The 25,922-nt window shown below is 41.6% G+C and carries 22 protein-coding genes and 1 pseudogene; 12 read left to right on the forward strand and 11 right to left on the reverse strand.

Features of this window, described 5'->3' with window-relative positions; translation table 11 throughout:
* Positions 1–10: 10 nt before the first annotated feature.
* Genes L0M98_RS19580 through L0M98_RS19590 form a run of 3 tightly spaced genes read right to left on the reverse strand, consistent with a single transcriptional unit; the run spans position 11 to position 5,455 of the window.
* A complete protein-coding gene (locus L0M98_RS19580; protein WP_227217388.1) occupies positions 11–844 on the reverse strand; it encodes a DUF4843 domain-containing protein in 834 nt (277 codons plus the stop codon).
* 12 nt (positions 845–856) lie between these two features.
* Complete coding sequence (locus L0M98_RS19585; protein WP_227217387.1) at positions 857–2,332, reverse strand: RagB/SusD family nutrient uptake outer membrane protein; 1,476 nt, start codon at positions 2,330–2,332, stop codon at positions 857–859.
* Between the two features lie 12 nt (positions 2,333–2,344).
* A complete protein-coding gene (locus L0M98_RS19590) occupies positions 2,345–5,455 on the reverse strand; it encodes a SusC/RagA family TonB-linked outer membrane protein (protein WP_227217386.1) in 3,111 nt (1,036 codons plus the stop codon).
* 409 nt (positions 5,456–5,864) lie between these two features.
* Between L0M98_RS19590 and L0M98_RS19595 the strand changes: the two genes are divergently transcribed.
* Complete coding sequence (locus tag L0M98_RS19595; RefSeq protein ID WP_099290451.1) at positions 5,865–6,113, forward strand: helix-turn-helix transcriptional regulator; 249 nt, start codon at positions 5,865–5,867, stop codon at positions 6,111–6,113.
* A 357-nt stretch (positions 6,114–6,470) separates the two neighbouring features.
* On the forward strand, positions 6,471–6,788 hold the full coding sequence (locus L0M98_RS19600) for a helix-turn-helix domain-containing protein (protein ID WP_227217385.1): 318 nt from the start codon (positions 6,471–6,473) through the stop codon (positions 6,786–6,788).
* A gap of 476 nt (positions 6,789–7,264) precedes the next feature.
* Here L0M98_RS19600 and L0M98_RS19605 read toward each other — a convergent pair whose 3' ends face one another.
* Both L0M98_RS19605 and L0M98_RS19610 read right to left on the reverse strand, forming a co-directional pair.
* A complete protein-coding gene (locus tag L0M98_RS19605; RefSeq protein WP_227217384.1) occupies positions 7,265–8,011 on the reverse strand; it encodes an MvaI/BcnI restriction endonuclease family protein in 747 nt (248 codons plus the stop codon).
* Positions 8,001–8,291 (reverse strand): helix-turn-helix transcriptional regulator, encoded by a 291-nt coding sequence (locus tag L0M98_RS19610; RefSeq protein ID WP_227217383.1) that lies wholly within the window; start codon positions 8,289–8,291, stop codon positions 8,001–8,003. Before L0M98_RS19610 ends, L0M98_RS19605 begins: the two co-directional genes overlap by 11 nt.
* A 117-nt stretch (positions 8,292–8,408) precedes the next feature.
* Between L0M98_RS19610 and L0M98_RS19615 the strand changes: the two genes are divergently transcribed.
* Positions 8,409–9,653: a DNA methyltransferase gene (locus tag L0M98_RS19615; RefSeq protein ID WP_227217382.1), complete on the forward strand. Its 1,245-nt coding sequence runs from the start codon at positions 8,409–8,411 to the stop codon at positions 9,651–9,653.
* Positions 9,654–9,798: 145 nt separating this feature from the next.
* Here the strand turns inward: L0M98_RS19615 and L0M98_RS19620 are convergent, their stop codons facing one another.
* Both L0M98_RS19620 and L0M98_RS19625 read right to left on the reverse strand, forming a co-directional pair.
* Positions 9,799–10,185, reverse strand: a complete 387-nt coding sequence (locus tag L0M98_RS19620; protein WP_227217381.1) for an HIT family protein — start codon at positions 10,183–10,185, stop codon at positions 9,799–9,801.
* Positions 10,178–11,035: an HNH endonuclease domain-containing protein gene (locus tag L0M98_RS19625; RefSeq protein ID WP_227217380.1), complete on the reverse strand. Its 858-nt coding sequence runs from the start codon at positions 11,033–11,035 to the stop codon at positions 10,178–10,180. Before L0M98_RS19625 ends, L0M98_RS19620 begins: the two co-directional genes overlap by 8 nt.
* A 1,153-nt stretch (positions 11,036–12,188) precedes the next feature.
* Between L0M98_RS19625 and L0M98_RS19630 the strand changes: the two genes are divergently transcribed.
* The 3 genes and pseudogenes from L0M98_RS19630 to L0M98_RS19640 form a co-directional block, all read left to right on the forward strand.
* Positions 12,189–12,563, forward strand: coding sequence for an ATP-binding protein (locus L0M98_RS19630; protein ID WP_227217379.1), 375 nt, complete (start codon positions 12,189–12,191; stop codon positions 12,561–12,563).
* Positions 12,454–12,756 (forward strand): winged helix-turn-helix domain-containing protein, encoded by a 303-nt coding sequence (locus L0M98_RS19635; RefSeq protein ID WP_227217378.1) that lies wholly within the window; start codon positions 12,454–12,456, stop codon positions 12,754–12,756. The genes L0M98_RS19630 and L0M98_RS19635 overlap by 110 nt, the downstream gene beginning before the upstream one ends.
* Positions 12,757–12,899: 143 nt before the next feature.
* Positions 12,900–13,601 (forward strand): annotated as a pseudogene (locus L0M98_RS19640) (alcohol dehydrogenase catalytic domain-containing protein); the annotation flags it as partial.
* A gap of 353 nt (positions 13,602–13,954) precedes the next feature.
* On the opposite strand, the gene L0M98_RS19645 reads toward L0M98_RS19640, so the two are convergent.
* Entirely contained in the window at positions 13,955–14,980 is a 1,026-nt protein-coding gene (locus tag L0M98_RS19645; protein ID WP_186978616.1) for a PDDEXK nuclease domain-containing protein, read from the reverse strand.
* Between the two features lie 282 nt (positions 14,981–15,262).
* A complete protein-coding gene (locus tag L0M98_RS19650; protein WP_227217377.1) occupies positions 15,263–15,559 on the reverse strand; it encodes a hypothetical protein in 297 nt (98 codons plus the stop codon).
* Between the two features lie 530 nt (positions 15,560–16,089).
* Here L0M98_RS19650 and L0M98_RS19655 point away from each other — a divergent pair.
* Positions 16,090–17,133: an alcohol dehydrogenase gene (locus L0M98_RS19655; RefSeq protein WP_237961902.1), complete on the forward strand. Its 1,044-nt coding sequence runs from the start codon at positions 16,090–16,092 to the stop codon at positions 17,131–17,133.
* A gap of 227 nt (positions 17,134–17,360) precedes the next feature.
* Here the strand turns inward: L0M98_RS19655 and L0M98_RS19660 are convergent, their stop codons facing one another.
* Entirely contained in the window at positions 17,361–18,512 is a 1,152-nt protein-coding gene (locus L0M98_RS19660; RefSeq protein WP_227217375.1) for a bacteriophage abortive infection AbiH family protein, read from the reverse strand.
* A gap of 164 nt (positions 18,513–18,676) precedes the next feature.
* Between L0M98_RS19660 and L0M98_RS19665 the strand changes: the two genes are divergently transcribed.
* The 3 genes from L0M98_RS19665 to L0M98_RS19675 all read left to right on the forward strand — a co-directional run bounded on the left by L0M98_RS19665 (position 18,677) and on the right by L0M98_RS19675 (position 23,007).
* On the forward strand, positions 18,677–20,014 hold the full coding sequence (locus L0M98_RS19665) for a Fic family protein (protein WP_227217374.1): 1,338 nt from the start codon (positions 18,677–18,679) through the stop codon (positions 20,012–20,014).
* 24 nt (positions 20,015–20,038) lie between these two features.
* A complete protein-coding gene (locus L0M98_RS19670) occupies positions 20,039–20,806 on the forward strand; it encodes a LuxR C-terminal-related transcriptional regulator (RefSeq protein WP_227217373.1) in 768 nt (255 codons plus the stop codon).
* Between the two features lie 101 nt (positions 20,807–20,907).
* Positions 20,908–23,007, forward strand: coding sequence for a HelD family protein (locus L0M98_RS19675; RefSeq protein ID WP_227217372.1), 2,100 nt, complete (start codon positions 20,908–20,910; stop codon positions 23,005–23,007).
* Here L0M98_RS19675 and L0M98_RS19680 read toward each other — a convergent pair.
* Positions 22,958–23,434 (reverse strand): YbaK/EbsC family protein, encoded by a 477-nt coding sequence (locus L0M98_RS19680; RefSeq protein WP_227217371.1) that lies wholly within the window; start codon positions 23,432–23,434, stop codon positions 22,958–22,960. The two genes, L0M98_RS19675 and L0M98_RS19680, sit on opposite strands and share 50 nt — an antisense overlap.
* A 90-nt stretch (positions 23,435–23,524) precedes the next feature.
* Here L0M98_RS19680 and L0M98_RS19685 point away from each other — a divergent pair, with 90 nt between their 5' ends.
* Positions 23,525–24,295, forward strand: a complete 771-nt coding sequence (locus L0M98_RS19685) for a GNAT family N-acetyltransferase (RefSeq protein ID WP_227217370.1) — start codon at positions 23,525–23,527, stop codon at positions 24,293–24,295.
* A gap of 260 nt (positions 24,296–24,555) precedes the next feature.
* A complete protein-coding gene (locus tag L0M98_RS19690; protein ID WP_227217369.1) occupies positions 24,556–25,851 on the forward strand; it encodes an MATE family efflux transporter in 1,296 nt (431 codons plus the stop codon).
* The last annotated feature ends 71 nt before the right edge of the window (positions 25,852–25,922 follow it).

Genomic DNA, 25,922 nt, shown 5'->3' on the forward strand with positions numbered 1-25,922 from the left:
TTTTTAAATATTATTCATACCGGGAATAATCCACCGCGTAGGAAGGAGCAAGCTGCATATACTTCCCGTCCGAATCCGATACCGGGGTTCCGGCATCCGCTTGTTCCTGCAAATACTTCTGCACGGTCATGGCAAAAAAACTAAAACGACCGTACTGCACCTTAGCCCCGGCATACCCCGCGTTACTCCAATCCGCGGGAGTCAAACCACAAGCCGCGTTAACAACCAGATACTTCTTGGGAGTCCAGTCCCCGAAAAAGCTCCCCCCGAACATCGACCAATAACTCGGCTCCGTGTACATCTCGCTCAACGAGAAAGCGAACACATCCCCGTGAATCATCTCACCCGTCGCCGTATAAGCACTCGTGTTCTTGTACTCCGGGAAATAACACTTGAAATACTCGTTATCCTCCAAGCGAAGAGCCAAACGCACCGTTCTCTCCATCAAATCATCCGTGCGGTAAAAACGCACCCGCACGGATGCCGTACTGGCTCCTGCCGGAACCACCACCGTATCCAGATCCAACTCGTAATGCTTCCCCTCCACGGCTGTCGTTCCCGCCTCGTCTATCACCACTTTGAAAGGACGGTCATAATCCACCACCTTTCCCATCGTCCGCACGGTAGCCGCAAGCATCACGCTCTTTACCGAGGCTTGCGCCGACACGAACGAATAAGAAAGCGAATCCGCGTAAAACTCCGTGGTACTGCCGTAAATATAACTCGTCACCCGTTGGAAATAAATTCCGGCATCATCCGTGGTAAAAAACGGGATATCCTGCTTCTCGCAAGCGCTCAAAATAAAACACAATCCCGCACCCCATAATATATTTTTCCATTTCATAATCTTATCCTTTTAACGATTAGCAATTTCACCGGAAGGCATTGGCAGCACGTAACGTTCCTCCCTTGCCCCGTAAGTACTGGTATCATACCCGTTCTCGTCACTGTTTATATTAATATACAAACGCTTGTACATGAAAAAGATTTGTCCTTCCCCTATAAACTCCCGCAAATACTCTCCCCGCAACCGTTTCATGAAATCATCTTCCGAAACCGCCGTCAAATTCGGCAATCCCCTCCGCACACGGGCTTGATTCAGCCACTCGTACCGATCCGCCAACACTGGCTCACATTCCGCCGCGATATAATACACCTCACTCAAGCGAATCAATGACATGAAAACAGCATAGAAATACTCCGTTTCCGTCGTCCCGCTAGGCTGGTCGATTCCCTTGTACTTGATAAGCACGTGTCCGCTCTCTCCCACCCCGGAAGCAATCTGCCACCACGTCTGGAAACGGTAATCCTGTGTTTCTCCCGCGAAAAGATTCGTGTTCACGAAATCTTTCCGGGGATGCAGGTAATTATTCCCTGCTTGTTCCGCGCTGAAATAACCGGTATAAATATCCTTCCTGTCTTTCTTGTAAATACCCGCCAGCACTTCCGTCGAAAACACCCGATCGGGATTCGTCTGGTTTGCCAAAAGCTTGTTCGGGTCTACCGCGGGAAAATGTTCATCCACCCTCGTGTCCGTCAGCAACTTTCGGGCAGCAGCTAAAGCATTCGCCTGTTCTCCCGCGTACAAGTACACCCTTGCCTTCAACGCCTGAACGGCATAATAATTCATCCGCAACTGGCGATAACGCGAATACACGTCTTGATCTTCCTCGAGGGAAGCCATAGGCCCCTCCGCGATAACCGGATCACTATCCGACAACAAACCCTCCGCCTCGTCCAAATCCCGCAAAATCTTCTCGTGAATTACCGAATCGGCAGGCAACAACGGCAAGGCTACCACTTTCGACGACTCGTTATAAGGGATTGATTCCGCTTGCGGTTGGAGCTTATAGACCGGACCGAACAAACGCAACATATCAAAATGCAAAAAGGCTCGCACGGCAAGCATCTCCCCTTTCAGCACCCGCGATTCCACCGTCGACAACACCCCCTCGCTCTTGTCGATATTCTCCAGTACCACGTTACAATTCAATATCGTGTTATAAGCCGCCGTCCACGTGTTCGACAACTCCGTTTCCACCGAATTATCCGTGTAAGCGAACGTGCTCAACGCCGTCAGATACGTGTTCACCGACAGCGGCTGATAACGTTTCGATATCACATCCACCAACTCGTAAGAAAGATTCTTCCCGTAAAGAGCCGCGGACGCCATCTTATTGTAAATCCCGTTCACCGCTGTATAATACCCGCCTCTCGTGGCGAACAACTGTTTCTCCGATTGCTTGTCCTTGGGTTGCACGTCCAGAAAATCGGCACACCCGACACTGCACGCCAACATCAACCCGCTCCAAATTATATTTCGTAATCTCATACTCATCTGTTATTAAAAATTAAACGAAAGTCCTGCCTCCATACTTCTCGCGAAGGGATACGCTATACCCCTCTCCGACCGAATCGTCGATGCCCGGAACACGTCACGCGCGGATGCCTGTATCTTCAAGCTACTCAACCCGAGCTTCTTGATCCACCCGTCATAGAACTCGTATCCCACGTAAACCGACTCCAGTGTCAACACGTTCTCCTTCTGCACGAAACGGGAAGACATCGGGGTACTCTCCGCGCTGGCGATATCCTTGAAACGCACCATATCCCCCACTTTCTGCCAACGCTCGTACAGCGCACGCTTGTCTTGATTCCGGTTCAAGGCACTCCTCGAGATATTCTCCACCTTGCTGTACAACGCCTCGTTGAACACGTCCGCCCCCATCTGGTAACGGAAATTCAGACTCACCGACAAACCTTTCCAGTTCAACGAGGTACCAAGCACCCCCTCCACGTCGGGACGGGTATTCCCGCAAATCACCTCGTCGTCATAGGAAAAATCATAAGTATAACTGCCATCCTTGGCATAAAACAACTCTTTCCCGTTCGAAGGATCAATCCCCGCAGACTTCACCGCCCAAATATCATCCGGGTCTGCCCCGTCATAATACCTCACCGTGTTCGCCCCCTTTCCACTGGCGTTCAACGTGGAAAGCTTATTCCCGATCTTGTCAATCTTACTCTTCTGCGTCCTCACGTTAGCCCGAATCATCCACGAGAAGCGCTCCGCGAAATTCTGGAAAATATAGTACGACACCGAAGCCGTCAAACCTTGCGACACCTGCTCCCCGGCATTCGTCATGTACGTCGGCGTACCGGAAGAAAGCGGGGTACTCACCTTAATCAATAGCGGGTCTGTCACCTTGTAATAATAATCCGCCGTCAGGGAAAATCGCTTGTTGAACAACGTCACGTCCAACCCGATATTCTTGTCCACGGTAATCTGCCACTCCAAATCCGGGTTCCCGACCTGCGACAACACGGCTCCCAGCCCGAAATAGTTCATCGCCCCGTATTGAAACGAGTACGTCAGCAACGACTGTGCCGAATCAAAACTCTGGTTCCCCGGGTTTCCGATCGACGCCCTCAACTTCAACAAGTCTATCCATCCCATGTGATTCATGATAAACTTCTCCTTGTGCAAATTCCATCCCAGTCCCACCGACCACGTCGTGTTATACTTCCGGGAGGTACCGAAAACCGACGACCCGCTCGCGCGCAAACTGAAATCCATCAAATAGCGGTCGTCAAAAGAATACCCCGTGTTGAAATACCCGTTCACCGAGCGGGACACGGACTCGTAATAAGTGGGCGTTCCGTTTTCGGGGTAACCGTTCGAGAACGAGGGATAAGAAAAATCACCTTCCGGGAACCCTTGCGCCGAATACCCTTGCGTGAGCGACTTATTGCTAAAAACATTTCCACCCGCCACCAGATTCACCCGGTGTTTTCCCAACAACTTCGCGTAAGTAACACTCAATTCCCCCTCCACCTGATTCGTCCGGGTATTTGCCGAGCGGTATTCCCCCTTCTTGATGGCCTCCACGTCCTCGTACCGGGTATCATTCCGGGAATAAAACTTCTCCGTGTCGTCATTCCCGTAAGTAATCCCCAACCGGGCACGCACCCGCCACTCCGCCGTGGGGAAATATTCCGCCATGAAATAATTACTCAACGAGAGGTTCTTCCCCTCGTCCCGGCTATTCTGACTGGCGTTCCACAACGGGTTTGATGCCTTAAAGAAATCATTTTTCTCCAACCATTTATCCACCGTCCCTGAATCATTATACTTCTTGTAATACGGATTCGCCGCCGCGTACTCGCTGAATGCCACGATTGGGTTCTTATAGTCGGTCGATGTCAACGAGAATTTATTCGAGAACTGGAATTTCGACACCCGGTAAATCAAATCGATATTACCGCTGATCACACTCCGGTCGGACTTTTCCATCACACCGGAAATCCCGTTATATCCCGCTCCCAGCCCGAACAGGAAATTTCCTTCACCTCCCTGCACGTACAGGGAATGTTTTTGGTTTACCCCCACCCGCAAAGGCTCAGCCAACCAATAGGTATCCACGCCACTCTCGATAGCCCTCAATTTCTCGTTATACAACTCGTTCATCTCCACCTCGCTTACCGCCGACCAAGATGCGGGTTCATACCTTCCCGCCAATCGTTCGAACTCCAACTTCTCCCTAGCGTTCATCAAATTATAACTCGACAAATCCGGCATCGACAGATTCATGTTCCCGTTATAACTTACCTGCAATTTCCCCGCTTCCGGCTTCACGGTTTCCACCACGATCACCCCGTTTGCCGCCTTCGACCCGTAAATGGCTGTCGAAGCCGCATCTTTCAGAATCGTGATCGACGCCACCCGGTTAATATCCAAGTCATTAATTGCCGCCAATGTCGACTCGAAACCGTCCAGTATAAAAAGCGGTTGATTCGGGTCGGCATCCAATTCATCCCTCAACCCCAACATACTCGACTTCCCCCGAATCTCCATGTTCGGCAACCTGTTCGGGTCTGAGCCGAACTGGTTATCCTCGATAATCGCGAAAGCCGGGTCTAACGTCTTCAGGCTTTGCAGCACATTCTGCGTTCCCATCGTCTTCAATTCTGCTGCCGAGTACGTGGACGCCGATCCCGTGAAACTCTCCTTCTTGCGGGTAAAGATTCCCGTCACCACCACGTCCGCCAGTTCCACCTCGTCCGCCTGCATCACGATCGAAAGTTCCTTCCGCACCTCCCCACTCTTTAACCGTGGCAACTTCACGCTCACCGTCTTCATCCCGATAAAAGAAACCACCAGAGTAGCCGTGTCCGCGGGCAGTAACAACTTGAACTTTCCATCCACATCCGTGGCAGTCCCCACCAGCGTCCCCGCCAAACGTACCGTGACTCCCGGCAAAGGCACACCTTTATCATCCGTCACCTTCCCCTTCACCTCCTTACTCTCCACGCTGGTTGAATCCCTCCCCCCGGCATTAGCCAACAGCGGGAATCCCAACAGCAAAACCATAAATAACCGGATAATCACGATTACCGCCATCTTCCGAGGTAATAACTTTCGCTTAAAAACTTTCCTGTCATAAGTTTTTTTCATAACTTTGATTGTTAATTAATTAATAAAATTGATTTACACAAGGGGGTGATATTCAACGTTTCTCAGGCATAGAATACACCCTCTATTTTATTTTTCCGTTTGCACGATAGCAACATTCCATTCAAGAAGAATCTTTTAATCTACAATCATTCATAATTTCGTAATTTTTTTTCATTTTATTTGTTATTAGTTAAATCACTACCCACCTCTTTTCTATAAAAAAGGATAAAAAACTTACTTAAATTATTTCTCATTTCATTTTATCATATATTTATAATTAATTCGGAGAATTATTTAATTTATAATCCCCAACAACACCCACTTTAGTTCTTGTTTTTACCTCAAGTGAAGATATATATATCCTCACTTGAAAGCCGATTTATTCTTTTCTTTATAAAAAATTGAAACCATGAAATCGGAAATAGAGTTATATACTGCTCAAAAAGTAAAAGAACGCAGATTAAAACTAAAAATTAGCCAACGTTATCTAGCGGATTGCCTCAATATCAATCAACGATATATTAGCAAAATTGAAAATCCAGAATATGACGAAGCCTATAACGTTGATCATTTAAATGACATTGCCGTCATTCTTGAATGTTCCACACGAGATTTTTTCCCAGAGAAACCATTTAGAAGTAACAAAAGAAAACAATAAATATTTTTTCTACAATTCACATTTACTAGTAGTAAATAAGTTATAAGAAATTGTCCTTTTTTCATTGTCTTGATTTAATTAGAATTTTTAGAATAATGTCCATATCTATTTTGTCTATTACCAATACCTCAAATCATATTAAGTTCACCTCTCCCACTAACATATTACTTCAAACCCATTCTTTTGCACTTTTCCGCAAGTAACACAATTACACAACCTAGAACTCTCAAATTCTTCAACAAGAATACCACGAAGATATAGTTTAGAAAAATCACCTCCAAATAATTTAACAAAAATCTTCGTCGTGACGAAGTATGTCGATTCTGTTTATAACCTTTCTTTATAAAAAATTATACCATGAGAACAACAATAGATAAATACATTATCCAACGAGTAAAAGAAATCAGAAAAGCTAAAGGAATAAAACAAGAACAAATTATGGATCGCATGGGCTTAAGTTCCACATCTACATTTGTTTCCCAAGTCGAATCAGAAGATTATGAAGAAAAGTACAACATTTATCATTTAAACGAACTTGCCAAAATTCTTGACTGCGACATCGCAGACTTTTTCCCCCGCCCTTACCAAGAAGCAAACAGCTTACAGGAATATCGAAATGCAAAAGAAGAAGCAAAAAGAAAAGCAAAAGAAAAACGAGAAAAAGAAAAGAAATAAGAGTTTGTTTGAACCCCAAATCCTTTACACAATGCTACCCTTGTAATTCCCCAATGGAAATTTACCAAATACCCCGATAAAATCAATCACCTACAGAGAACCCAATAAAGATATACCCAAATAATACCGTAATCATACCCTACCTTCAGTCTTCCTCCGTTTATCTTGTGGAGCTCCTATTATCCCCAATATAGAAACCCCGGAGTAAAACGATTCATACGCCGCATATAGGTTATGTCTTCCCTAGGACTTCGGTAGAATTACTATGGGATTTCAGAGATAACTACTAAAGTACAGATTCTTTAATCACAACCACCAAGGAACTTTTAACTGAAATTATCCTTGGCGATTGCTTTTAACAGATTACTGTACTCTACTGGAAACCTACAATATTCCACTTATATTGTCTAATAAAAAAAGACTAACTTTACTATCAAATAAAAAAGTCTTCGGGTATTTAACACATCTCATTGCTATTATTCAACAATTTCATGCTCCGAATAAAGTAATTTCAAATTCGACTCTAAAATTCTAAATCCACTACCATGATCGTGAGGTTTACCTTTTTTGGAGCCAGACTTATAGCTACCGATTCGAATATCATACATAATTTTCCCAGTATCTAGTAACTCCAAAAACCTTTCAAAAGAAGAATTCATGTATATATCAGCTCGATTAAAATAAAATTCTTCAACCCCATCTTTATTTCTTGTTTCTGCAGTTACATAAAACAAATTTTTAAGTTTACGTTCCAAACAACGTTTTATAGCTTCATATGTATACCCTACACTATTATCTATTAACAATTTCGTGTTGATATCAAAAATGCCAATCGTTATTCTCTTTTCGACAGAATTATTCAATAGTCTAAATGAATAAGCATTCGCATACGTGTTAAAATTTGAAGCAAACATCGAAGTGTGTAATCTTTTTAAAGAAGGATCCTCGATATAAGCCGTCCCATAACGATCTTTTAAATAGCCATTCGCTTTAGATGGAAACGTTGGACTCTTGGTAAATAACGTCACATAAGATTGAGATACTTCACGATGCGACTTTATTTCATAACCTGCCAAATCCGGTTCATCTATATTATTTTCAACCACACCAATATAGTCCTCAAAAGTTTTTCCTATACCCGTATTATTTTTTCTTCTACTTGGGACATATCCAAGCTCTTTTACTTTTTTAAACTGTTCAATAATAAACTCCTTATTCTCCATATTCAATAATCCTCTCTATTAATTGGTTTATAATTTCTTTCCCTTCTGCTAAATCTTCTGTCGTTAGAAACAGTTGCTCTATTGGATAATTAAACACCTTACACAATTCATAAATTTGTTTTAATGTATATTTATGAGCGAAATTTAAACTTTCAATATTTCCAACTTGTCCGTCACTAAGTCCTAAAATATCACCTATTTTCTTCTGGCTCAAATTCATATCATTCCTCTTATTCCGTAAGCGATTAATGATCTCCAACTGATATTCTGTTTTCCGCATATTTTTATTATTTTTGTTCAAAAATAGAGTTTTATCCTGCCTTATTTACCCTCAATATGAGTGTATTTATTGCAATTAAAACCTCAAAATGAGAGTATCGATTCAACTTACCCAACCATGTATAAAAGAAAAGTAAATAATAAATGGAGTTTTAGAGAAGCAAATACAAAAGAATTTACACATTGCTATCATACATATCCCGCAATGATGATTCCCCAAGTAGCGAGAGAATTAATATCTGAATTCAAACCCCATGGCAAGCTAAATCTATTATTTGATCCTTACATGGGCAGTGGCACATCTTTAGTTGAAGCATCTATATTAGGTATCAATTCAATCGGAACAGATCTTAATCCACTAGCAAGACTAATGAGTAAAGTAAAAACCACTCATTATGACGAGAAAACATTATCCTATTTACTTACTGTATTACAAGCTGAAATCTTCTGTTATAAGGAAGAAAATGTAAGGCAACAAAATTTCGACAAAATCTCAAATTATTCATACTGGTACTCAAAGGATAATTTATTAAAGCTATCCTATCTTTCTCAGATAATTGAGGAGCACGTCGACTCTGAATTTGTCGATTTTTTTAAAATCGCACTATCTGAAGTCGTACGTGAGGTTTCTTTCACAAGAAATAGTGAATTCAAAAGATTTAGAATGCCTATAGATAAAATCAAATTATTCAATCCTAATACATTCAAGTTATTTGAAGAAAAAGCATCAAGAAATTTAAAAGGTTTAAAAGAATACAATTCGATCCCTCACCGCCCATGCACAATAATAGCTGACTTTAACAGTACAATTGATATACCTTCTGATATCTTACCAGATAATAGTGTCGATATCGTCGTAACTTCGCCTCCCTATGGAGATAGTCGAACGACTGTTGCCTATGGACAATTTTCAAGATGGGCAAATGAATGGTTCAATTTTGAAAATGCACAAAATTTAGACAGCATTTTAATGGGTGGAAAAAAATGTAATCAAGCTACTTTTCAAAGTAATTCAATCGCAGAGGAATTAAACTGTATTAAAGCATTAGACGAAAAAAGATATTTTGAAGTTATTTCTTTTCTAAATGATTATCATGAATCAATTAAAAATGTAGCCAAAACAATTAGAAATGGAGGAACTGCTTGTTACGTTGTTGGCAATCGAAATGTTAAAGGTACGCAGATTTCCTTAGATTTCTTTACAGCAGAAATGTTCGAAAAATATGGATTCAAACATAAAATAACCCTAGTACGAGAAATTCCAAATAAAAGGATGCCTTCTAAAACAAGTCCTACGAATAAAACCGGGAAAAAAGTTAGCACTATGAATAATGAATATATCGTAATTCTTGATAAAATATAATCACAAAAAAAGCCTAAAATAGACATTCAAGTATTCTTAGGCAGAATTAAATAACAAACAATTAAGCCCATATATTATCGATCAATACTGACATTCTCTATTTTCAAAACAATTGTAGCAATAACAATATAAGATCACCATAAATTCAATATTTCTGTTTATTTGGTATTACTCCACGGACTCCTCCTTTCGGGTTCTCTACATCACCTCTATATCTTGGAATAAGGTGCATATGTACATGAAATACCGATTGACCAGCCGACTCATTCACATTGACCCCGATATTATATCCATCCGGATCATATCGTTCATCGATTATTTGCTTTACGTGCCTCAATACATCCTGCATCACTTGAACTTCAGCACGAGAAAGCTCAAAATAATTAGCTACATGACGTTTAGGAACTATCAACGCATGCCCCGGACTCACAGGAAATCCGTCATAAAAAGCAACACAGTTTTCTGTTTCACAAATAATCTCAATATCCTTTTCTAAATTACAGAAAGGACATCCAGTAAGCTCTTCACTCATAATCAAATGTATAATTCCATGACTCAAATCCCATGTTCATTGCAATTTGAACCATCGGAGAAAATGTCTGATAAAAAACTTCACGGAAATGAAAATCATCCATACCCACTAATTCATTCGGAGTATACCCCAATGACAGATAATCTTCCAACACCGTTTTACTTTTGTCCGATGCCAAATAAACACGTAAAGCCTCATGATGAGCATTTGCCAACTTGGGAAGATAAACATCTAGTAATGGTAACTTATTGCTCTTCGATGAATTAATACTTGGGTCTGCCGGTAACAAATTCCAAAGCAAATCGTGAGAAACAAAACTCCACGGAATAAAATGATCCAAATCATAACTCCCCACGTGCAATTCCCGCCCTGTATAAATACACGTTAGTTGACCATTCGCCTGAATCACGGCATTCCAAAACGCACGTTGTTTGGTAAGTGAATCCCGACATTCGGGTTTAATTAGTTTATTCGGAATATTGGGCACATTGGGATTACGAGTTTGTAAAAACAACGTAAGATTCCAATAAGCAAAATCCATCAAAATCCGGCAATTATCGTTCAAATAATCACTCCAAGCAGGATTTATCTCAACCCACCATTCATTTACCTCTTTTTTTAACGCGTACAAACAAACATTTTCAAATGCTTGGGAACGCTCAACCACCTGTTTATCATCGGATGTATCTATCCACGGACGAAGAAATCGAAACGGAACATTCAAAGTAAAAACACGCAACAACGATTTAATTTCTTTTCGATACAATTCTTTCCTCAAAGTATCTACAACATCTTTTTTACTTGAATCTATCGGAATCCCGGTCAATATTTGAAGCTGCTTAACCGCCATATACATAGAGTCACTTTTCCCAAAAGAAAGACGAAAATAATGAACCGGATACCACGCATTAGCAACCATCAAAATGATAATATCCCAAAATTTTATACGTGAGCTCCCCGTCCCCACGTATATTTCTAAAATAGCAATAAACCAATAATATTTATATGTAGCGACGGTCGAATTAAATATCCGTCCCAAACAATTGGTTGTTAATACCTTTGATGAAGGAATTTCCATACTGTTTCTTTTATTACTTCATTAGAGTTTACACTATGCTAACATACACAAAATGGCCAAGTAAACAAAGTTTATTTGATAAATTCTGCTTGCTATAATCTGCAAAGAAGTTACATTTTGCATGAAAGTAGAATGAAATATTTCTCCAACACTCTTTACTCTCCCGATATCAACTATTTCATGACTATCAAAATCCATCTCAAGATCAAAAAAGGTTATGGATTTCATTAGCTATATTATACTTATATTTTCTATTCAAATGTTGATACACAGACTGTAATTATTAGAACGAATTTCATCTAATTTCTGTATTTATACTCTTTGTTATATACTCAATACATCATATAATATACAAAAATCATCATTCTTGTTTATTTTATGATGTATTGATTGATATCTTATCTCAAGATTATTGGCATAAAACGAGTATTCACATATTTTCCCATTATCCCCAGCATCCATTTTATCTTTGTGTAAACAGGAAAAACAGATAATCATATAGTTGTTTTCCTCTACATTTCATTTCTATAATGCACTATATTTGCAGCATAATAGAAACAAAATAAAGACATAACCTTCCTAAGATTTAATATACCACAAGATTTTTTGAATGAAGTTTTCTCCTTATCGTAAATTTATAGTATTTTTGAATAACAAATTCATCCTTGAACGAGAAATCTTATGCACCCAATTGGCATCACTAAAGAAGAAATACAGACAAGGCAATACCAGTAGACGATATTAATAATTCATTAAAATTAGAATATGCTCACCAAACAAGAAATACTTCAACTCCTAAACGACACAGAATGTCATAGAGTAGAGCGAACAATATCCAAGAACGATATGGATAAGTTCTGTCAGGCGATATGTGCTTTTTCCAATGACCTTTCAGGTGACGGAAAGAATGGTTACTTGATGATTGGTGCATACGACAATTCAATTTTATGAATATGACGATCGTATTGAAATACAAAATCCGGGAGGACTATATGGTAAAGTTAGCCCAATAAACTTTCCCAATGTAAGTGATTATAGAAACCCGTCCATTGCAGAAGCGATGAAGGTATTGGGGTACGTCAATCGCTTTAGTAGAGGAGTCTATAGGGTTCAAAAAGAATTACAGGAAAATGGTAATGGAGAAGCAATGTTTGCTCTCTCTCTCCATACTGCTTTTAGGGTAGTTGAAAATGTATCGAAAAAATACTTTGAGGAAGGCTTTGGAACAGACACACAAAAAACATCCAGAAAACATCCAGAAAACATCCAGAAAACATCCAGAAAACATTCAGAAAAATAAAACAACCCAACAACAAATAATTGATGCAATCAAAGCAAATCCAACTATTACAAGAAAGGAATTGATTTACCTGTTAAACAGTACCGAGGGAAGTATAAAACACCACTTATCTCAACTAACCAAAAAGGGCATAATTAAAAGAGAAGGCTCCGACCGAACGGGTAAATGGGTCGTGACTGAATATCAGCAATAAAAGCTATTACCTCAAAAACTAACACCTTTTTCTTCTAATTCAGTACTCTAAAATCTCTCCTTCGAGATTAAAAACCTATATTTGAAACCTGAAAGAAAAATGCTTCTTATCAGTTTTAATATCAAAGTATATATTACGATTAAATGTTAGCATACACATACATAAGCAAATGGAACTTCAGACTCCAAGAGAAGCCGATACCTCAAATAAAGGATTCACGAGATGCTATCGTGCGTGTCACGCTTGGAAGTATTTGCACGAGTGATTTACACATCAAACACGGTAGTGTACCTCGTGCCGTACCGGGCATTACCATTGGGCATGAAATGGTGGGTATTGTAGAACAAACGGGAGCCGACGTTACTACCGTGAACCCCGGGGACAGAGTGGTCGTGAACGTGGAAACCTTCTGTGGAGAGTGTTTTTTCTGCAAAAAGGGATTCGTGAACAACTGTACCGACCCCAATGGCGGTTGGGCTTTGGGGTGCCGCATTGACGGCGGACAGGCTGAATACGTCCGTGTTCCCTATGCCGACAGCGGACTCAACCGCATTCCCGATGCGGTAAGCGATGAACAGGCTCTTTTCGTGGGCGACGTGCTTGCCACCGGATTTTGGACTGCACGTATTTCGGAAATCACGGAAGACGATACCGTACTTGTCATTGGAGCCGGCCCCACCGGAATATGTACCCTGCTTTGCGTGATGCTGAAGAAGCCAAAAAAAATTATTGTTTGCGAAAAGTCCCCGGAAAGGATTCAGTTTATCCGGGAACACTATCCCGATGTACTGGCGACCGAACCGGAAAGATGCAAAGAATTCGTGCTTCAGCACAGTGACCACGGGATTCCAACTCTGTATCCAATTCATGAAGCATGACATTGCTCAGCAAGGGGCTCAATGGGCCCCTTGGACAGTTCCCCGTACACAGCTTTTGTTGTGCCCCCTACCATTACCCCACCACGGAGGTATTTAAAGTTCAGACCTTCCCCGAGTATCGATTTTTTCGAGTACTATGTCCTCTGCTGACTTCTCACAGCGAGTTTTCACTCCGTGCTTCCGAAAAAAACATCCGCACGTCTGTGAAACCTCCCCAGTTAAGAATACTTATAGGATTTATCCTGCATAACTCCCACTTACTTTGTCAATCAGAATACTAATTTTTCAAATTTGTGAGAAAGCTTCTCACAAATTACAATTCATATTTCATCCGTTTCTAGCTGACGACTAATGATTTTTCTTAATTCCTCTTTATCTGGAAGATATAATTGATACTTGGAAACAAACAATTGACTACTCATTCCATAAGTAGCATATTCAACCAAAAGTTCATCTTTATCTTTTGATAAAATAATTCCAACAGGAGGATTGTCCCCTTCGTAATTCTCTTCTTTAGCAAAATATCCCATATACATATTCATTTGTCCAATATCATCGTGCTTTACCTCGTTAATTTTCAAGTCAATCAAAACAAATCGGCGAAGAATACGGTGATAAAACACCAAATCGACACGATATGGAATATTGTTTATAGTTACTCGATACTGTCGTCCTACGAAAGTAAACCCCTTACCAAGTTCCAATAGAAATTTCTGCAAATTGTCCATCAAACGTGTTTCCAGTTCTGTTTCAGAATAATTATACGGTTCAGGAATTTTTAGAAATTCCAATACATAAAAATCTTTCACTATATCTTCTGGACATTCCACAATCTGTCCTTGTTGAGAAAGTTTTAGTATCTCTTTACGGTCTTTTGATAAAGCAAGCCGCATAAATAGTCCGGAATCTTTTTGCCGTTTCAATTCTGGCACACTCCAATTTTCCAATATATTTTGCTGGTAATAAAATGAACGTTCCATCTCATTATCAAGCTTTACCAATTCACAATAATGAGACCATGACAATTTGTGAGAAAGCTTCTCACAAATTGGAAAGCGAAGATAGAATAACCTCATATAATTAAGGTTAGAACGACTAAAACCACGGCCATGCCGTAAAGTCAAATCCCGTGAAAGATTTTCTAACAATTTCGAGCCGTATTTAGCCCTTGTACTTCCTTCCTGCTCATACTCAACAATATATTTACCAATATTCCAATTCGTATCAACTAAAAATTCATTGACAGAACGAATAGCCTGTGCTTGCCCCTCTACATATCTATGAGAAATACGGTCGAGTAAATCTTTATATTCCGGATTTAAATTTTCTGTTTTCGCTATATCCATAAGTAATTATCAATAATTTCTTTATTTTCGATACTGTAAATTTAGCACATATTTGAAAATCAGAAAAATATATCAATGCATTATTTTGATTATTTACTCACAAAATTCTCCATTCTCAGAATAGCATCAATGTTTTCCTTCTTCTTTTGCCACTCCTAAATCAACCTCTACAATGCACCTAATATTATTTGGATCGTTTTGTGCTTCAAGTTTTTCTTCGTTAATATAAAAGTCTCCAAAAATTGCATCACAAGAACAACAACCGTGGGATAAATAGTTATGTTAAACAGTCTTACTATACCTCCTTTTTAATTCTCCAACTCTTAAATGTTTACCATTTTCCGTCTGCAAGAAATATTCTAGTGATTCCGGTTTCCAATCACAAGTATTATCAGATTTCGAGAGAACAAAATACTTAAGTCCCTTACTACTTTTTCGTAGACTCCCCACTTGATTGCAACATGGCAAAGTCAAAAGCAATTCTTGTTTCTTAACTTTCACGTTAAGTTCTTCCCATTGTTCATCTGTTAAACTAATAGAAATAATTTCTTCATTATCTATGTAAGCTCGTAAAGGCATATTCATTCAATTTAGAGTTCAACTCCTTAATGATAATTTACAAATATATTAATCTATTGTATCATTTCCAATAAACAATGCATTAATAAAAGTGTAAATAAAGAAACAGTTCAATAGTACACTTTTTTCATCTCTATATTTTATTTCCAAAATGCACTATATTTGCTGCACAATAGAAAAAAATAAAGAAATAGCCATCTCAAAATTTAAAAATCAATTACTCGATTTAGCAAATAGCCCTAGACCACAAGGAGAAATACCCCTTCATCCAAGCAAGCCATTTGCAAATTAAAACACCACTTATCACAACTAACCAAAAAGGGCATAATTAAAAGAGAAGGCTCCGACCGAACGGGTAAATGGGTCGTGACTGAATATCAGCAATAAAAGCTATTACCTCAAAAACTAACACCTTTTTCTTCTAATTCAGTACTCTAAAATCTCTCCTTCGAGATTAAAAACCTATATTTGAAACCTGAAAGAAAAATGCTTCTTATCAGTTTTAATATCAAAGTATATATTACGATTAAATGTTAGCATACACATACATAAGCAAATGGAACTTCAGACTCCAAGAGAAGCCGATACCTCAAATAAAGGATTCACGAGATGCTATCGTGCGTGTCACGCTTGGAAGTATTTGCACGAGTGATTTACACATCAAACACGGTAGTGTACCTCGTGCCGTACCGGGCATTACCATTGGGCATGAAATGGTGGGTATTGTAGAACAAACGGGAGCCGACGTTACTACCGTGAACCCCGGGGACAGAGTGGTCGTGAACGTGGAAACCTTCTGTGGAGAGTGTTTTTTCTGCAAAAAGGGATTCGTGAACAACTGTACCGACCCCAATGGCGGTTGGGCTTTGGGGTGCCGCATTGACGGCGGACAGGCTGAATACGTCCGTGTTCCCTATGCCGACAGCGGACTCAACCGCATTCCCGATGCGGTAAGCGATGAACAGGCTCTTTTCGTGGGCGACGTGCTTGCCACCGGATTTTGGGCTACACGTATTTCGGAAATCACGGAAGACGATACCGTACTTGTCATTGGAGCCGGACCCACCGGAATATGTACCCTGCTTTGCGTGATGCTGAAGAAGCCAAAAAGAATTATTGTTTGCGAAAAGTCCCCGGAAAGGATTCAATTTATTCGGGAACACTATCCCGATGTACTGGTGACCGAACCGGAAAGATGCAAAGAATTCGTGCTTCAGCACAGTGACCACGGAGGGGCTGATGTCGTGTTGGAAGTAGCCGGAAGCGATGACACCTTCCGTATGGCATGGGAATGCGCCCGCCCCAACGCCATCGTAACCGTGGTTGCTCTTTACGACAAACCGCAACTTCTACCTTTACCCGACATGTACGGTAAAAACCTTACTTTCAAGACCGGGGGCGTGGATGGTTGCGATTGCGCCGAGATTCTTCACTTGATAGAAGAAGGCAAGATTGATACCGCCCCACTCGTCACACATCGGTTCCCCTTAAACAAAATAGAAGAAGCATATCGTGTTTTCGAGAATAAACTGGATGGTGTGATAAAAGTAGCGATAACAGGGAAAGAATGCTGAAATTAAAAAGAGGATAGATTTTCACCTATCCTCATAACCATTCACAAGCAGTTTTCGAATGCCTGACGCACCTACCAACAACTCTGGTTTTCACGAACAAGTCCCACAAAAGTAGAACTTCAAATACGCCTATACAGTAGAATCTCATCCCAAAGATGCAATTAACAAGTCACGTACCACCCCATCGTATTGGGGTTCATAGGATACGCGAATAGGCGCAAGACCAGTTAACGTTTTAAAACCGACATACTGAACAACTGGTCATTTTCCGCTTCGGGTATTTTCAGTTGTCGGCAAAATCTTTTAATTCTACATTTATCTGCATCAGTATGATAACTAAATTTCCATTTCAAATCTTCCGGAGCAACCACATGGTCAAGAATAGCCCTAAAATAAGGTAAATCCACGTCGCCCAGAGAATGTCCAAGTACCGTTATCTCCTGCAATTCCCGCAATGACTTGAAAAATTCCAGATTCCGGTCTATAATCTCTCCGCATCGTTTCACGTTTTCTTTATAATAATCCTCCAAACGCTCTTCAATCAAATCCGCGGCATAATACCTGACAGGCAACCGCCATCTGCCTTTTGCTTCATCTTCCGCAAAGAATGCCAAATACACCAACTTATCATTGGCGAAATACCTCCCGTTTTTCCCTTTCAAATTAGGACGGTACCTTCTTCTGTTTCTATTTTTATGAATCCACTCGTCAAAAGCCGCCTCAGCATTCTCCGCACGATGTCCCAGCACCAACTTTCCAAACTTTTGTCTTCGCTCTCCATGTATATACACAATTTGCTCCCGAGGAATACCATATTCAGTTTCAAGAAAAAGTGTATAATTGAAGTTCAAAAAAGCCGCTTTTCCATCAAGTTGTAGCATTTTCTTCCTAAACCCTTTCTCGTAATGCACGGTATTAATCCAGCGATGGAAATGATACTGCATCTCGACAGAACACTCCTTTACAATATCGCTTACCCACCCTATTAGTGCATCGAAATTCGCGTAAAAGCCACCTTCTTCCTCGTCCAACTCAGATAAATCCTCATCCACGAAGTCAAATACCCGTTCCCGATTCAACTCGCCGAGGTATCTCTCGAAATCATTCCACAAACATTTACAAGCCCACGTATTCCTCGGCGCAGGCAAAGCACGCCCGTATTGCAGGCAAAGCAAGTAGTCTTTTATCGACTTAAAATTATTCATCATCGACCTTGGCCCGAAAAAGAGTTCAAACATCTTTAGCGCAAAGTCATCATGCCTGATTAAATACCCCCTGAAATCCCAATAAGTGGATTTCGCCCCGTGGTATCGATCAAATCCATTTCCTATCACGTAAAGATGTCTGACAGGTTCTCCGTTAATCAAGTTCTCAAGCATAAAGACAAATATATTAAAACAAATTCAACTATTATAATGTTATCTTATAAAGTATTCGTTTTAGCAGATTCTTGTTCCTATTTTCTCTATACAGCATATAATTCAAAGATTTTTACGTAAATTTGTCTGTCATTCAATCATAACACAAAACTGTTCTATAAAACATGACTTCTGAAACAAACCGTATAGAATACAAACAACAACTAACAGATGATTTAGAAAAAGAAGCGATCGCTTTTCTGAATTATCCGGAAGGAGGGATTGTTTATATTGGAATTGAAAAGACAGGCAAAATTATTGGTGTAAATAACGTGGATAGTGATATGCTTAAAATCAAAGATCGCTTGAAAAATAATATTTTGCCGTCTTGTATGGGTTTATTTGATATTGCCACTGAAACGATTGATTCTAAAGATGTAATAAAAATCACATTTGCAAGTGGCACGGAAAAACCCTACTACATCAAAAAACTCGGAATGTCAGAGAAAGGGACATTCATTCGTGTCGGAACTGCTGCCGAACCCATGCCCGTGAAAATGATTGAATCACTGTTCGCAAAACGTACCCGCAACTCCATAGGCAAAATAAAGTCTCCCAATCAAAATCTTACTTTTGAACAACTAAAAATTTACTATGAAGGGGCGAATAAAACGTTGAACCAACAATTCGCATCAAATTTAGAATTACTTACCGAAGACAACCGATACAATTATGTCGCTTATTTATTATCGGATGCAAACGGAATGTCGATAAAAGTCGCAAAATACGAAGGACTTGATCGAGTCGATTTAATGGAAAATAATGAATACGGGTATTGCTCTTTAGTGAAAGCGACAAAACAAGTATTAGATAAAATCAATGTCGAGAATAAAACCTTGGCAAAAATTACCTCTAAAGAACGTGAGGAAAAAAAGTTATGGAATCCTGTCGCTTTACGTGAAGCCGTAATTAACGCAATCGTACATAATGATTACACGTCAGAAATCCCTCCTAAATTTGAGTTTTTCGACGATAGAATAGAAATCACATCATTCGGAAGTTTGCCACAAGGCATGACAGAAAAAGAATTTTTTGAAGGTTACTCCGTACCTCGCAATAAAGAATTAATGCGAGTCTTTAGGGACTTGGATTTAGTCGAACATTTAGGTTCCGGCATCCCTAGAATTTTGAGAAGTTACGGAAAAGAATGCTTCATATTTACGGAAAATTTCCTACGAATGACATTCCCCGCCTCAGAAAAAGTCACCCCGCAAGTCACCCCGCAAGTTACCCCGCAAGTTACCCCGCAAGTCAAGGAACTCATTAAAATATTGGACGGGGAAATGAATCGTCTGGAATTACAAGAGAAACTCGCTCTTTCAGATAGAGAAAACTTTCGATTAAACTACCTGAAACCCGCACTAGAATCCCAATTGATTGAAATGACAATCCCCAACAAACCCAACAGTAAGTCACAAAAATACCGTTTAACGCCAGTAGGCAAGCTATTAAAAGAATTGTAATATAAATCATTAAACAAAGTCATCATGAAACCAACCAACATCACCCGGGAAGAAATGTGGGCAAGGCAATGTCTTGCGGCAGAGGATATTGATTATGCCGTGTGGGAGCGGGATAAGGCGATGTTGCACCAAATGGAGAGAATCAGCCGGAGTTGTTCGTTCGTGGTAGATGTTTATAAAGGCAAATACGTGTACGCTTCCTCAAATTTCACGGATTTATTAGGGTATGATAGTCGTAAAATCTGTACACTGGAAAGGCAGGGAGATTACTTGGAATCCCGGTTCCACCCGGATGATTTCTCTCAATTGGAAAAATTACAAATAAAACTAAGCCGGTTTATTTATAGTTTACCTCCCGAACAGCGGAATGACTATTGCAATATTTACAGTTTCCGGGTACGCAATGCCAAAGGACAATATACACGGGTAATCAGCAGACAACAGGTACTGGAACGTGAACGCACGGGAAAAGCGTGGTTGATCGTGGGAAATATGGATATCGCCCCCAACCAGAAAAAGCACGAACAAGTGGACTGCACGGTGCTCAATCTTAAAAACGGGGAGATATTTTCTCCGACTCTATTATCCCTGCCGCGGATTGACTTGACCGAGCGAGAAATAGAAATATTACACTTGATACAGAGAGGATTTCTGAGCAAGGAGATCGCTTACCAACTCGGCATCAGCATACACACGGTGAATATTCACCGCCAGAATCTGCTTCGCAAACTAGGCGTGCAAAATTCTATCGAGGCTATCAATAAAGGATTGGATTTAGGGCTTTTAAAATAATTGCTATAAAAGATAGCTATAAATAACTATTTACCGCCTCATCCTGTTGAATTAACTTTGTACCTCTTTTCGTGCATTTTTATTTAACTAAGGAGAGGTATATGGTTTTCAACAAAACAGAAGAACAGGAAAAAAAGTATTTACGCCAGCTCATCGGTATCATCAACGATACGATAAACAACACGGACAAGTCGGTAAAGGAACACGTGGACACGTTGCAGGAGTACAAGGATTACATCTGGTCGAATAAAGACATCGATCCTCACGAGATACGTTCTATGCGGGAGAGTATTCTGCGGCATTTCGCGTCGGGTGAAAGCGTGATTGACAAGCGTCGGCGGCTAGGGAAAATTCTGGAAATTCCCTATTTCGGGCGGATAGATTTCAAAGAGAAAAAAGAGGGAAGCGAAACCATGCCCCTCTACATCGGAATACACACGTTCTATGATCCCAATCAAAAGATAAACTTGATCTATGACTGGCGGGCGCCCGTTTCGAGTATGTTTTACGATCACGAATTGGGGGAAGCGGCTTATTCTTCCCCGACGGGAGAGGTTAGCGGGGAGATTTCGCTCAAACGGCAATACCGCATCCGGAACGGGAAGATGGAGTACATGATCGAAAGTTCCCTGACCGTCCATGATGATATACTGCAAAAGGAGTTGAGCGCCAATGCCGACGACAAAATGAAAAACATCGTTACCACGATTCAGCGGGAACAGAACCGGATTATCCGGAACGAGGAAGCCCCGGTACTTATCATACAGGGAGTTGCGGGGTCAGGAAAAACGTCTATCGCACTACATCGCATCGCCTACCTGCTCTACGCCCAGAAAGAGGATATCTCTTCCAAGGACATATTGATCATTTCGCCCAACAAGGTCTTTGCCGACTACATCTCCAACGTGCTTCCGGAACTCGGCGAAGAAACCGTACCCGAAACCAGTATGGAGCAAATTCTATCGGGGATTCTCGACAATAAATACAAATACCGGAATTTCTTCGAGCAGGTGACGGAATTGCTCGACAAACCCGCTCCGGACTTTATCGAGCGGATACAGTACAAGGCTTCTTTCGAGTTTATCTCGCAACTGGACAAGTTCATCCTGCACGTGGAGAACACCTATTTCAAAGCGACAGACGTGCAACTCACCCGACTCGTCACGATTCCGGCTGAATTTATAGAGGAGCAGTTCCGCCGCTTCAACCGGTACCCCATGCGCCAACGGTTCGAAACGATGACGGATTACATTCTGGACATGATGAAAGTCAAATACGGTTTCACTGTAACCGCGGCGGAGAGGAACCTGCTGAAGAAAGAAATACAAAAGATGTTCACCGGGAATAACGACCTTCAAGTGTACAAGGATTTCTTCGAGTGGAGCGGGCAACCCGATATGTTCAAGACACGGAAAAATCACACGCTGGAATACGCCGATTTGGCACCCTTGGCATACCTGCATATGGCACTGGACGGGAATACCGCCCGACACCGGGTGAAGCATCTCCTGATCGACGAGATGCAGGATTATTCACCCGTGCAGTACAAAGTACTCCAAAAACTATATCCCTGCCGGAAAACCGTTCTCGGCGACGCCTGCCAATCGGTAAACCCTTACGGTTCGTCCACAGCCGACATGATCCGGAAAGCGTTCATCACGGGAGAAGTAATGAAATTATGCAAAAGTTACCGTTCGACTTTCGAGATTACCGATTTCGCTCAAAAGATTCTGACAAACGAGGAACTGGAACCCGTGATACGACATGGCGAACACCCCGCAATCCTCCGTTTCAAGAACACGGAAGAGGAAATATCCGGAATCGCGAACATCCTGTCAACCTTCAAGACATCAAACCACAAATCACTGGGAATCATCTGCAAGACCGAGGCACAAGCCATGGAAATGACGGAAAAACTTAAAGCGTACACCTCCAATATCTATTTCCTCTCCAACCGAAGTTCCGCTTTCGCGAAAGGCATTATCGTCACGTCAGCCCACATGGCAAAGGGGCTGGAATTTGACGAAGTCATCGTTCCGCGGGTAGACGATAAAAACTACTCCACCCCCATCGACAAGAGCATGCTTTACGTCGCCGTGACACGGGCGATGCACAAATTGACTCTCACGTATCACGGGAAGCCGAGCGGGTTTATTCCTCCCTCCACCCCTTGCACACGTCAATCCAAGCCGTGTAGTTAGAGCAATCTTCCAACTCCTTGATTGACAATTCGACGGCACTGTTACTTGTTCCCGCCGCCGGATAGACTATGTCAAAACGCTTGAGGGACACATCCAGATAAACTTTCGTTCCCGGAAGAATGGCAAACGGGCATACTCCACCGGGGGCGTGCCCGATATACTGTTCCACGGACTCTCCCGGTATCATCTTTGCCTTGTGATGAAAATTCTCCTTGTATTTTTTATTATCCACCTTGGCGTCCCCGGCGGTGACGATTAAAATGGCTTCCTCCCCTGCCAGAAAAGACATGGTTTTAGCTATCCGTTCCGGCTCACACCCCACGGCGACAGCCGCTTCCTCGACGGTGGCACTCGATTGAGCCAATACCATTACCCGTTGTCCCAAACCGAGGGTATCGAAATATTGTTTTACTTTTTCTAGTGACATAAGCGAACCTCTTTATTTTGCACGACAAAGATAAAAAAGCCATTGCATTATAGTATCTTTGCCGATAACAAAATCACGAAACACGAACCTATGGAACCACAATTCATCACCCTAACCCAAGAGAACATTGCCCAAAAACACATCTGTTGCGCCTTTTCCGACAAGAAATGCAAGGACAGCTACGAGCTGAAAAAGGAATGGCTGAAGAGAGAATTTGACAACGGGTACGTGTTCCGGCGACTCGATGAACGGGCGAAGGTTTTTATAGAATACTGCCCCGCGGAGAAAGCATGGCTCCCGGTAGATGCTCCCGGTTACCTGATGATCAACTGCCTTTGGGTTGCCGGACAATACAAGGCCAAAGGATATGCCAAAGCGTTGCTGCAATCCGCCATTGACGACGCCACGGCACAAGGCAAAACGGGATTGGTGACCGTGGTCGGAACAAAGAAATTTCATTTCATGAGTGACGCGAAGTGGTTTTTACTACAAGGGTTCGAAACGGTCGAGAAAACCCCTTCGGGCTTCAGCCTTCTGGTGAAAAGATTGAAACCGAATGCGGCATTACCTAAATTCCATGCGAACGCAATCAATGGCGAATGTCCGGATAAAGAGGGACTGGTAGCCTATTACTCGAACCGTTGTCCTTTCACGGAATACCATATCCGAGAGTCTTTAACAGCAACAGCCCAAAGTAGAAACATTCCATTGAAAATAATCAAACTGGAAACCATGGAGCAAGCCCAAGCCGCCCCGACTCCTGCCACGATTTTCAGTTTATTCTACAATGGCAAATTCATCACGACGGATATCAGTGCCTGTATAGATAGCAAGTTTGATAAATTATCACTACATTTGTAACATGTAACATTGACAAAAGAATATTCATCCATTTATGAAACTCTGCATATAGCTACGTCCCGGGAATAGCACTTACCTAAAAAAAGCTATTCAGCATAACCGAACCGTACCGGTTCGGTAGAGAGTTTTATTTTCAATTATTTACGAATTTCGAAATAAGATTTCGAGTTTATAAAACACCCGCAAGGTTCATTACTTTATGAACTTTACGAACCTTATAAACTTTTGACTCTACATATTTCGAACCATCGAATGAAGAGATGAATTATACTTATAAACAAATCTGGCTCATCAACTACCCGGTGATGATGAGCATATTAATGGAGCAATTAATTAATATCACCGACGCCCTTTTCCTTGGGCACGTGGGAGAAGTTGAACTGGGTGCGTCCGCTTTGGCGTGTGTTTATTACATGGCAATCTATATTCTGGGTTTCGGGTTCAGCCTCGGGTTGCAAGTCATGATCGCACGCAAGAACGGGGAACAGCAATATGAAAAGACGGGCAGGACATTCTTTCAAGGACTGTTTTTCCTCTGTGGATTGGCGGTGGCGTTAATCCTCGTTTCGTATTGGATAACCCCGCCCGTCATGCAATATTTTATCAGTTCACCCCAAATCTATCAAGCGGTCATAGATTACTTGAACTGGCGGTGCTTCGGGTTGCTTTTCTCCTTCCCGTTTTTGGCATTCCGTTCTTTTTATGTCGGGATTACCAAGACCAAGGTATTGACACTGGTAGCGCTCACGGCTGTCATTATCAACATTCCATGCAATTACCTGTTTATCTTCGGGCTTAATTTAGGCATAGCGGGAGCGGCAATGGCATCCTCGTTCGCGGAAGCGGGTTCATTGCTTATCATTCTTATCTACACGCTACGCGTGACGGATAAAGTGAAATACGGATTACAAATGGTGTATGACGGCAAGCTATTAAAAGCGGTACTGCGATTGTCCGGATGGAGCATGATGCACTCGTTCGTCAGCACAGCCCCGTGGTTCCTGTTCTTTATCGCCATCGAGAGATTGGGTGAAGTGCAACTGGCGGTATCCAATATCACCAGAAGCGTTTCGACGCTCTTTTTCGTGATTGTCAACTCGTTCGGCGCCACGACGGCTTCGCTCGTGAGTAACTTGATCGGCGAAGGGAAAGGGAATCAACTTTTTCCGCTCTGCCGCAAGATACTGAAACTGGGGTACGCCATCGGGTTGCCCTTGATTGTGCTTGCCCTGCTTTTCAGCCGGCAAATCATGGGATGCTACACCGACAACACGCGCTTGATTGAAATCGCGTCCACCCCGTTTATCGTCATGTTACTGAATTACCTGTTTGCCGTACCCGGGTTCGTCTACATCAGTGCCTTGACCGGCACGGGAGATACCCGGACAGCATTCATCTTTCAAGTGACGACGATAATCGTTTACCTGATATACCTGTACGTGTTGAGCTATTGCTTCACGACACCGCTGGCGGTATACTTGACGGCTGAATACGTGTTTGTTGCCATGTTGGGAATACAATCCTACATCTACTTGAAAAGGAAACAAATATATTAAGTCAAAGGTTTATAAGGTTCATAAAGTTTATAAAGTTACGGGCGTCCTTCGGGCTGCTTGAGAGGGCAATT

The sequence above is a fragment of the Butyricimonas sp. DFI.6.44 genome, assembly GCF_022132345.1.
Classification (GTDB): Bacteria; Bacteroidota; Bacteroidia; order Bacteroidales; family Marinifilaceae; genus Butyricimonas; species Butyricimonas muris.

Excerpts from the sequence above, each read along its gene's own strand:
- L0M98_RS19580 (WP_227217388.1), bottom strand. The coding sequence starts at position 844 with ATGAAATGGAAAAATATATTATGGGGTGCGGGATTGTGTTTTATTTTG.
- L0M98_RS19585 (WP_227217387.1), bottom strand. The coding sequence starts at position 2,332 with ATGAGATTACGAAATATAATTTGGAGCGGGTTGATGTTGGCGTGCAGT.
- L0M98_RS19590 (WP_227217386.1), bottom strand. The coding sequence starts at position 5,455 with ATGAAAAAAACTTATGACAGGAAAGTTTTTAAGCGAAAGTTATTACCT.
- L0M98_RS19595 (WP_099290451.1), top strand. The coding sequence starts at position 5,865 with ATGAAATCGGAAATAGAGTTATATACTGCTCAAAAAGTAAAAGAACGC.
- L0M98_RS19600 (WP_227217385.1), top strand. The coding sequence starts at position 6,471 with ATGAGAACAACAATAGATAAATACATTATCCAACGAGTAAAAGAAATC.
- L0M98_RS19605 (WP_227217384.1), bottom strand. The coding sequence starts at position 8,011 with ATGGAGAATAAGGAGTTTATTATTGAACAGTTTAAAAAAGTAAAAGAG.
- L0M98_RS19610 (WP_227217383.1), bottom strand. The coding sequence starts at position 8,291 with ATGCGGAAAACAGAATATCAGTTGGAGATCATTAATCGCTTACGGAAT.
- L0M98_RS19615 (WP_227217382.1), top strand. The coding sequence starts at position 8,409 with ATGTATAAAAGAAAAGTAAATAATAAATGGAGTTTTAGAGAAGCAAAT.
- L0M98_RS19620 (WP_227217381.1), bottom strand. The coding sequence starts at position 10,185 with ATGAGTGAAGAGCTTACTGGATGTCCTTTCTGTAATTTAGAAAAGGAT.
- L0M98_RS19625 (WP_227217380.1), bottom strand. The coding sequence starts at position 11,035 with ATGGCGGTTAAGCAGCTTCAAATATTGACCGGGATTCCGATAGATTCA.
- L0M98_RS19635 (WP_227217378.1), top strand. The coding sequence starts at position 12,454 with ATGTATCGAAAAAATACTTTGAGGAAGGCTTTGGAACAGACACACAAA.
- L0M98_RS19645 (WP_186978616.1), bottom strand. The coding sequence starts at position 14,980 with ATGGATATAGCGAAAACAGAAAATTTAAATCCGGAATATAAAGATTTA.
- L0M98_RS19650 (WP_227217377.1), bottom strand. The coding sequence starts at position 15,559 with ATGCCTTTACGAGCTTACATAGATAATGAAGAAATTATTTCTATTAGT.
- L0M98_RS19655 (WP_237961902.1), top strand. The coding sequence starts at position 16,090 with ATGTTAGCATACACATACATAAGCAAATGGAACTTCAGACTCCAAGAG.
- L0M98_RS19660 (WP_227217375.1), bottom strand. The coding sequence starts at position 18,512 with ATGCTTGAGAACTTGATTAACGGAGAACCTGTCAGACATCTTTACGTG.
- L0M98_RS19665 (WP_227217374.1), top strand. The coding sequence starts at position 18,677 with ATGACTTCTGAAACAAACCGTATAGAATACAAACAACAACTAACAGAT.
- L0M98_RS19670 (WP_227217373.1), top strand. The coding sequence starts at position 20,039 with ATGAAACCAACCAACATCACCCGGGAAGAAATGTGGGCAAGGCAATGT.
- L0M98_RS19675 (WP_227217372.1), top strand. The coding sequence starts at position 20,908 with ATGGTTTTCAACAAAACAGAAGAACAGGAAAAAAAGTATTTACGCCAG.
- L0M98_RS19680 (WP_227217371.1), bottom strand. The coding sequence starts at position 23,434 with ATGTCACTAGAAAAAGTAAAACAATATTTCGATACCCTCGGTTTGGGA.
- L0M98_RS19685 (WP_227217370.1), top strand. The coding sequence starts at position 23,525 with ATGGAACCACAATTCATCACCCTAACCCAAGAGAACATTGCCCAAAAA.
- L0M98_RS19690 (WP_227217369.1), top strand. The coding sequence starts at position 24,556 with ATGAATTATACTTATAAACAAATCTGGCTCATCAACTACCCGGTGATG.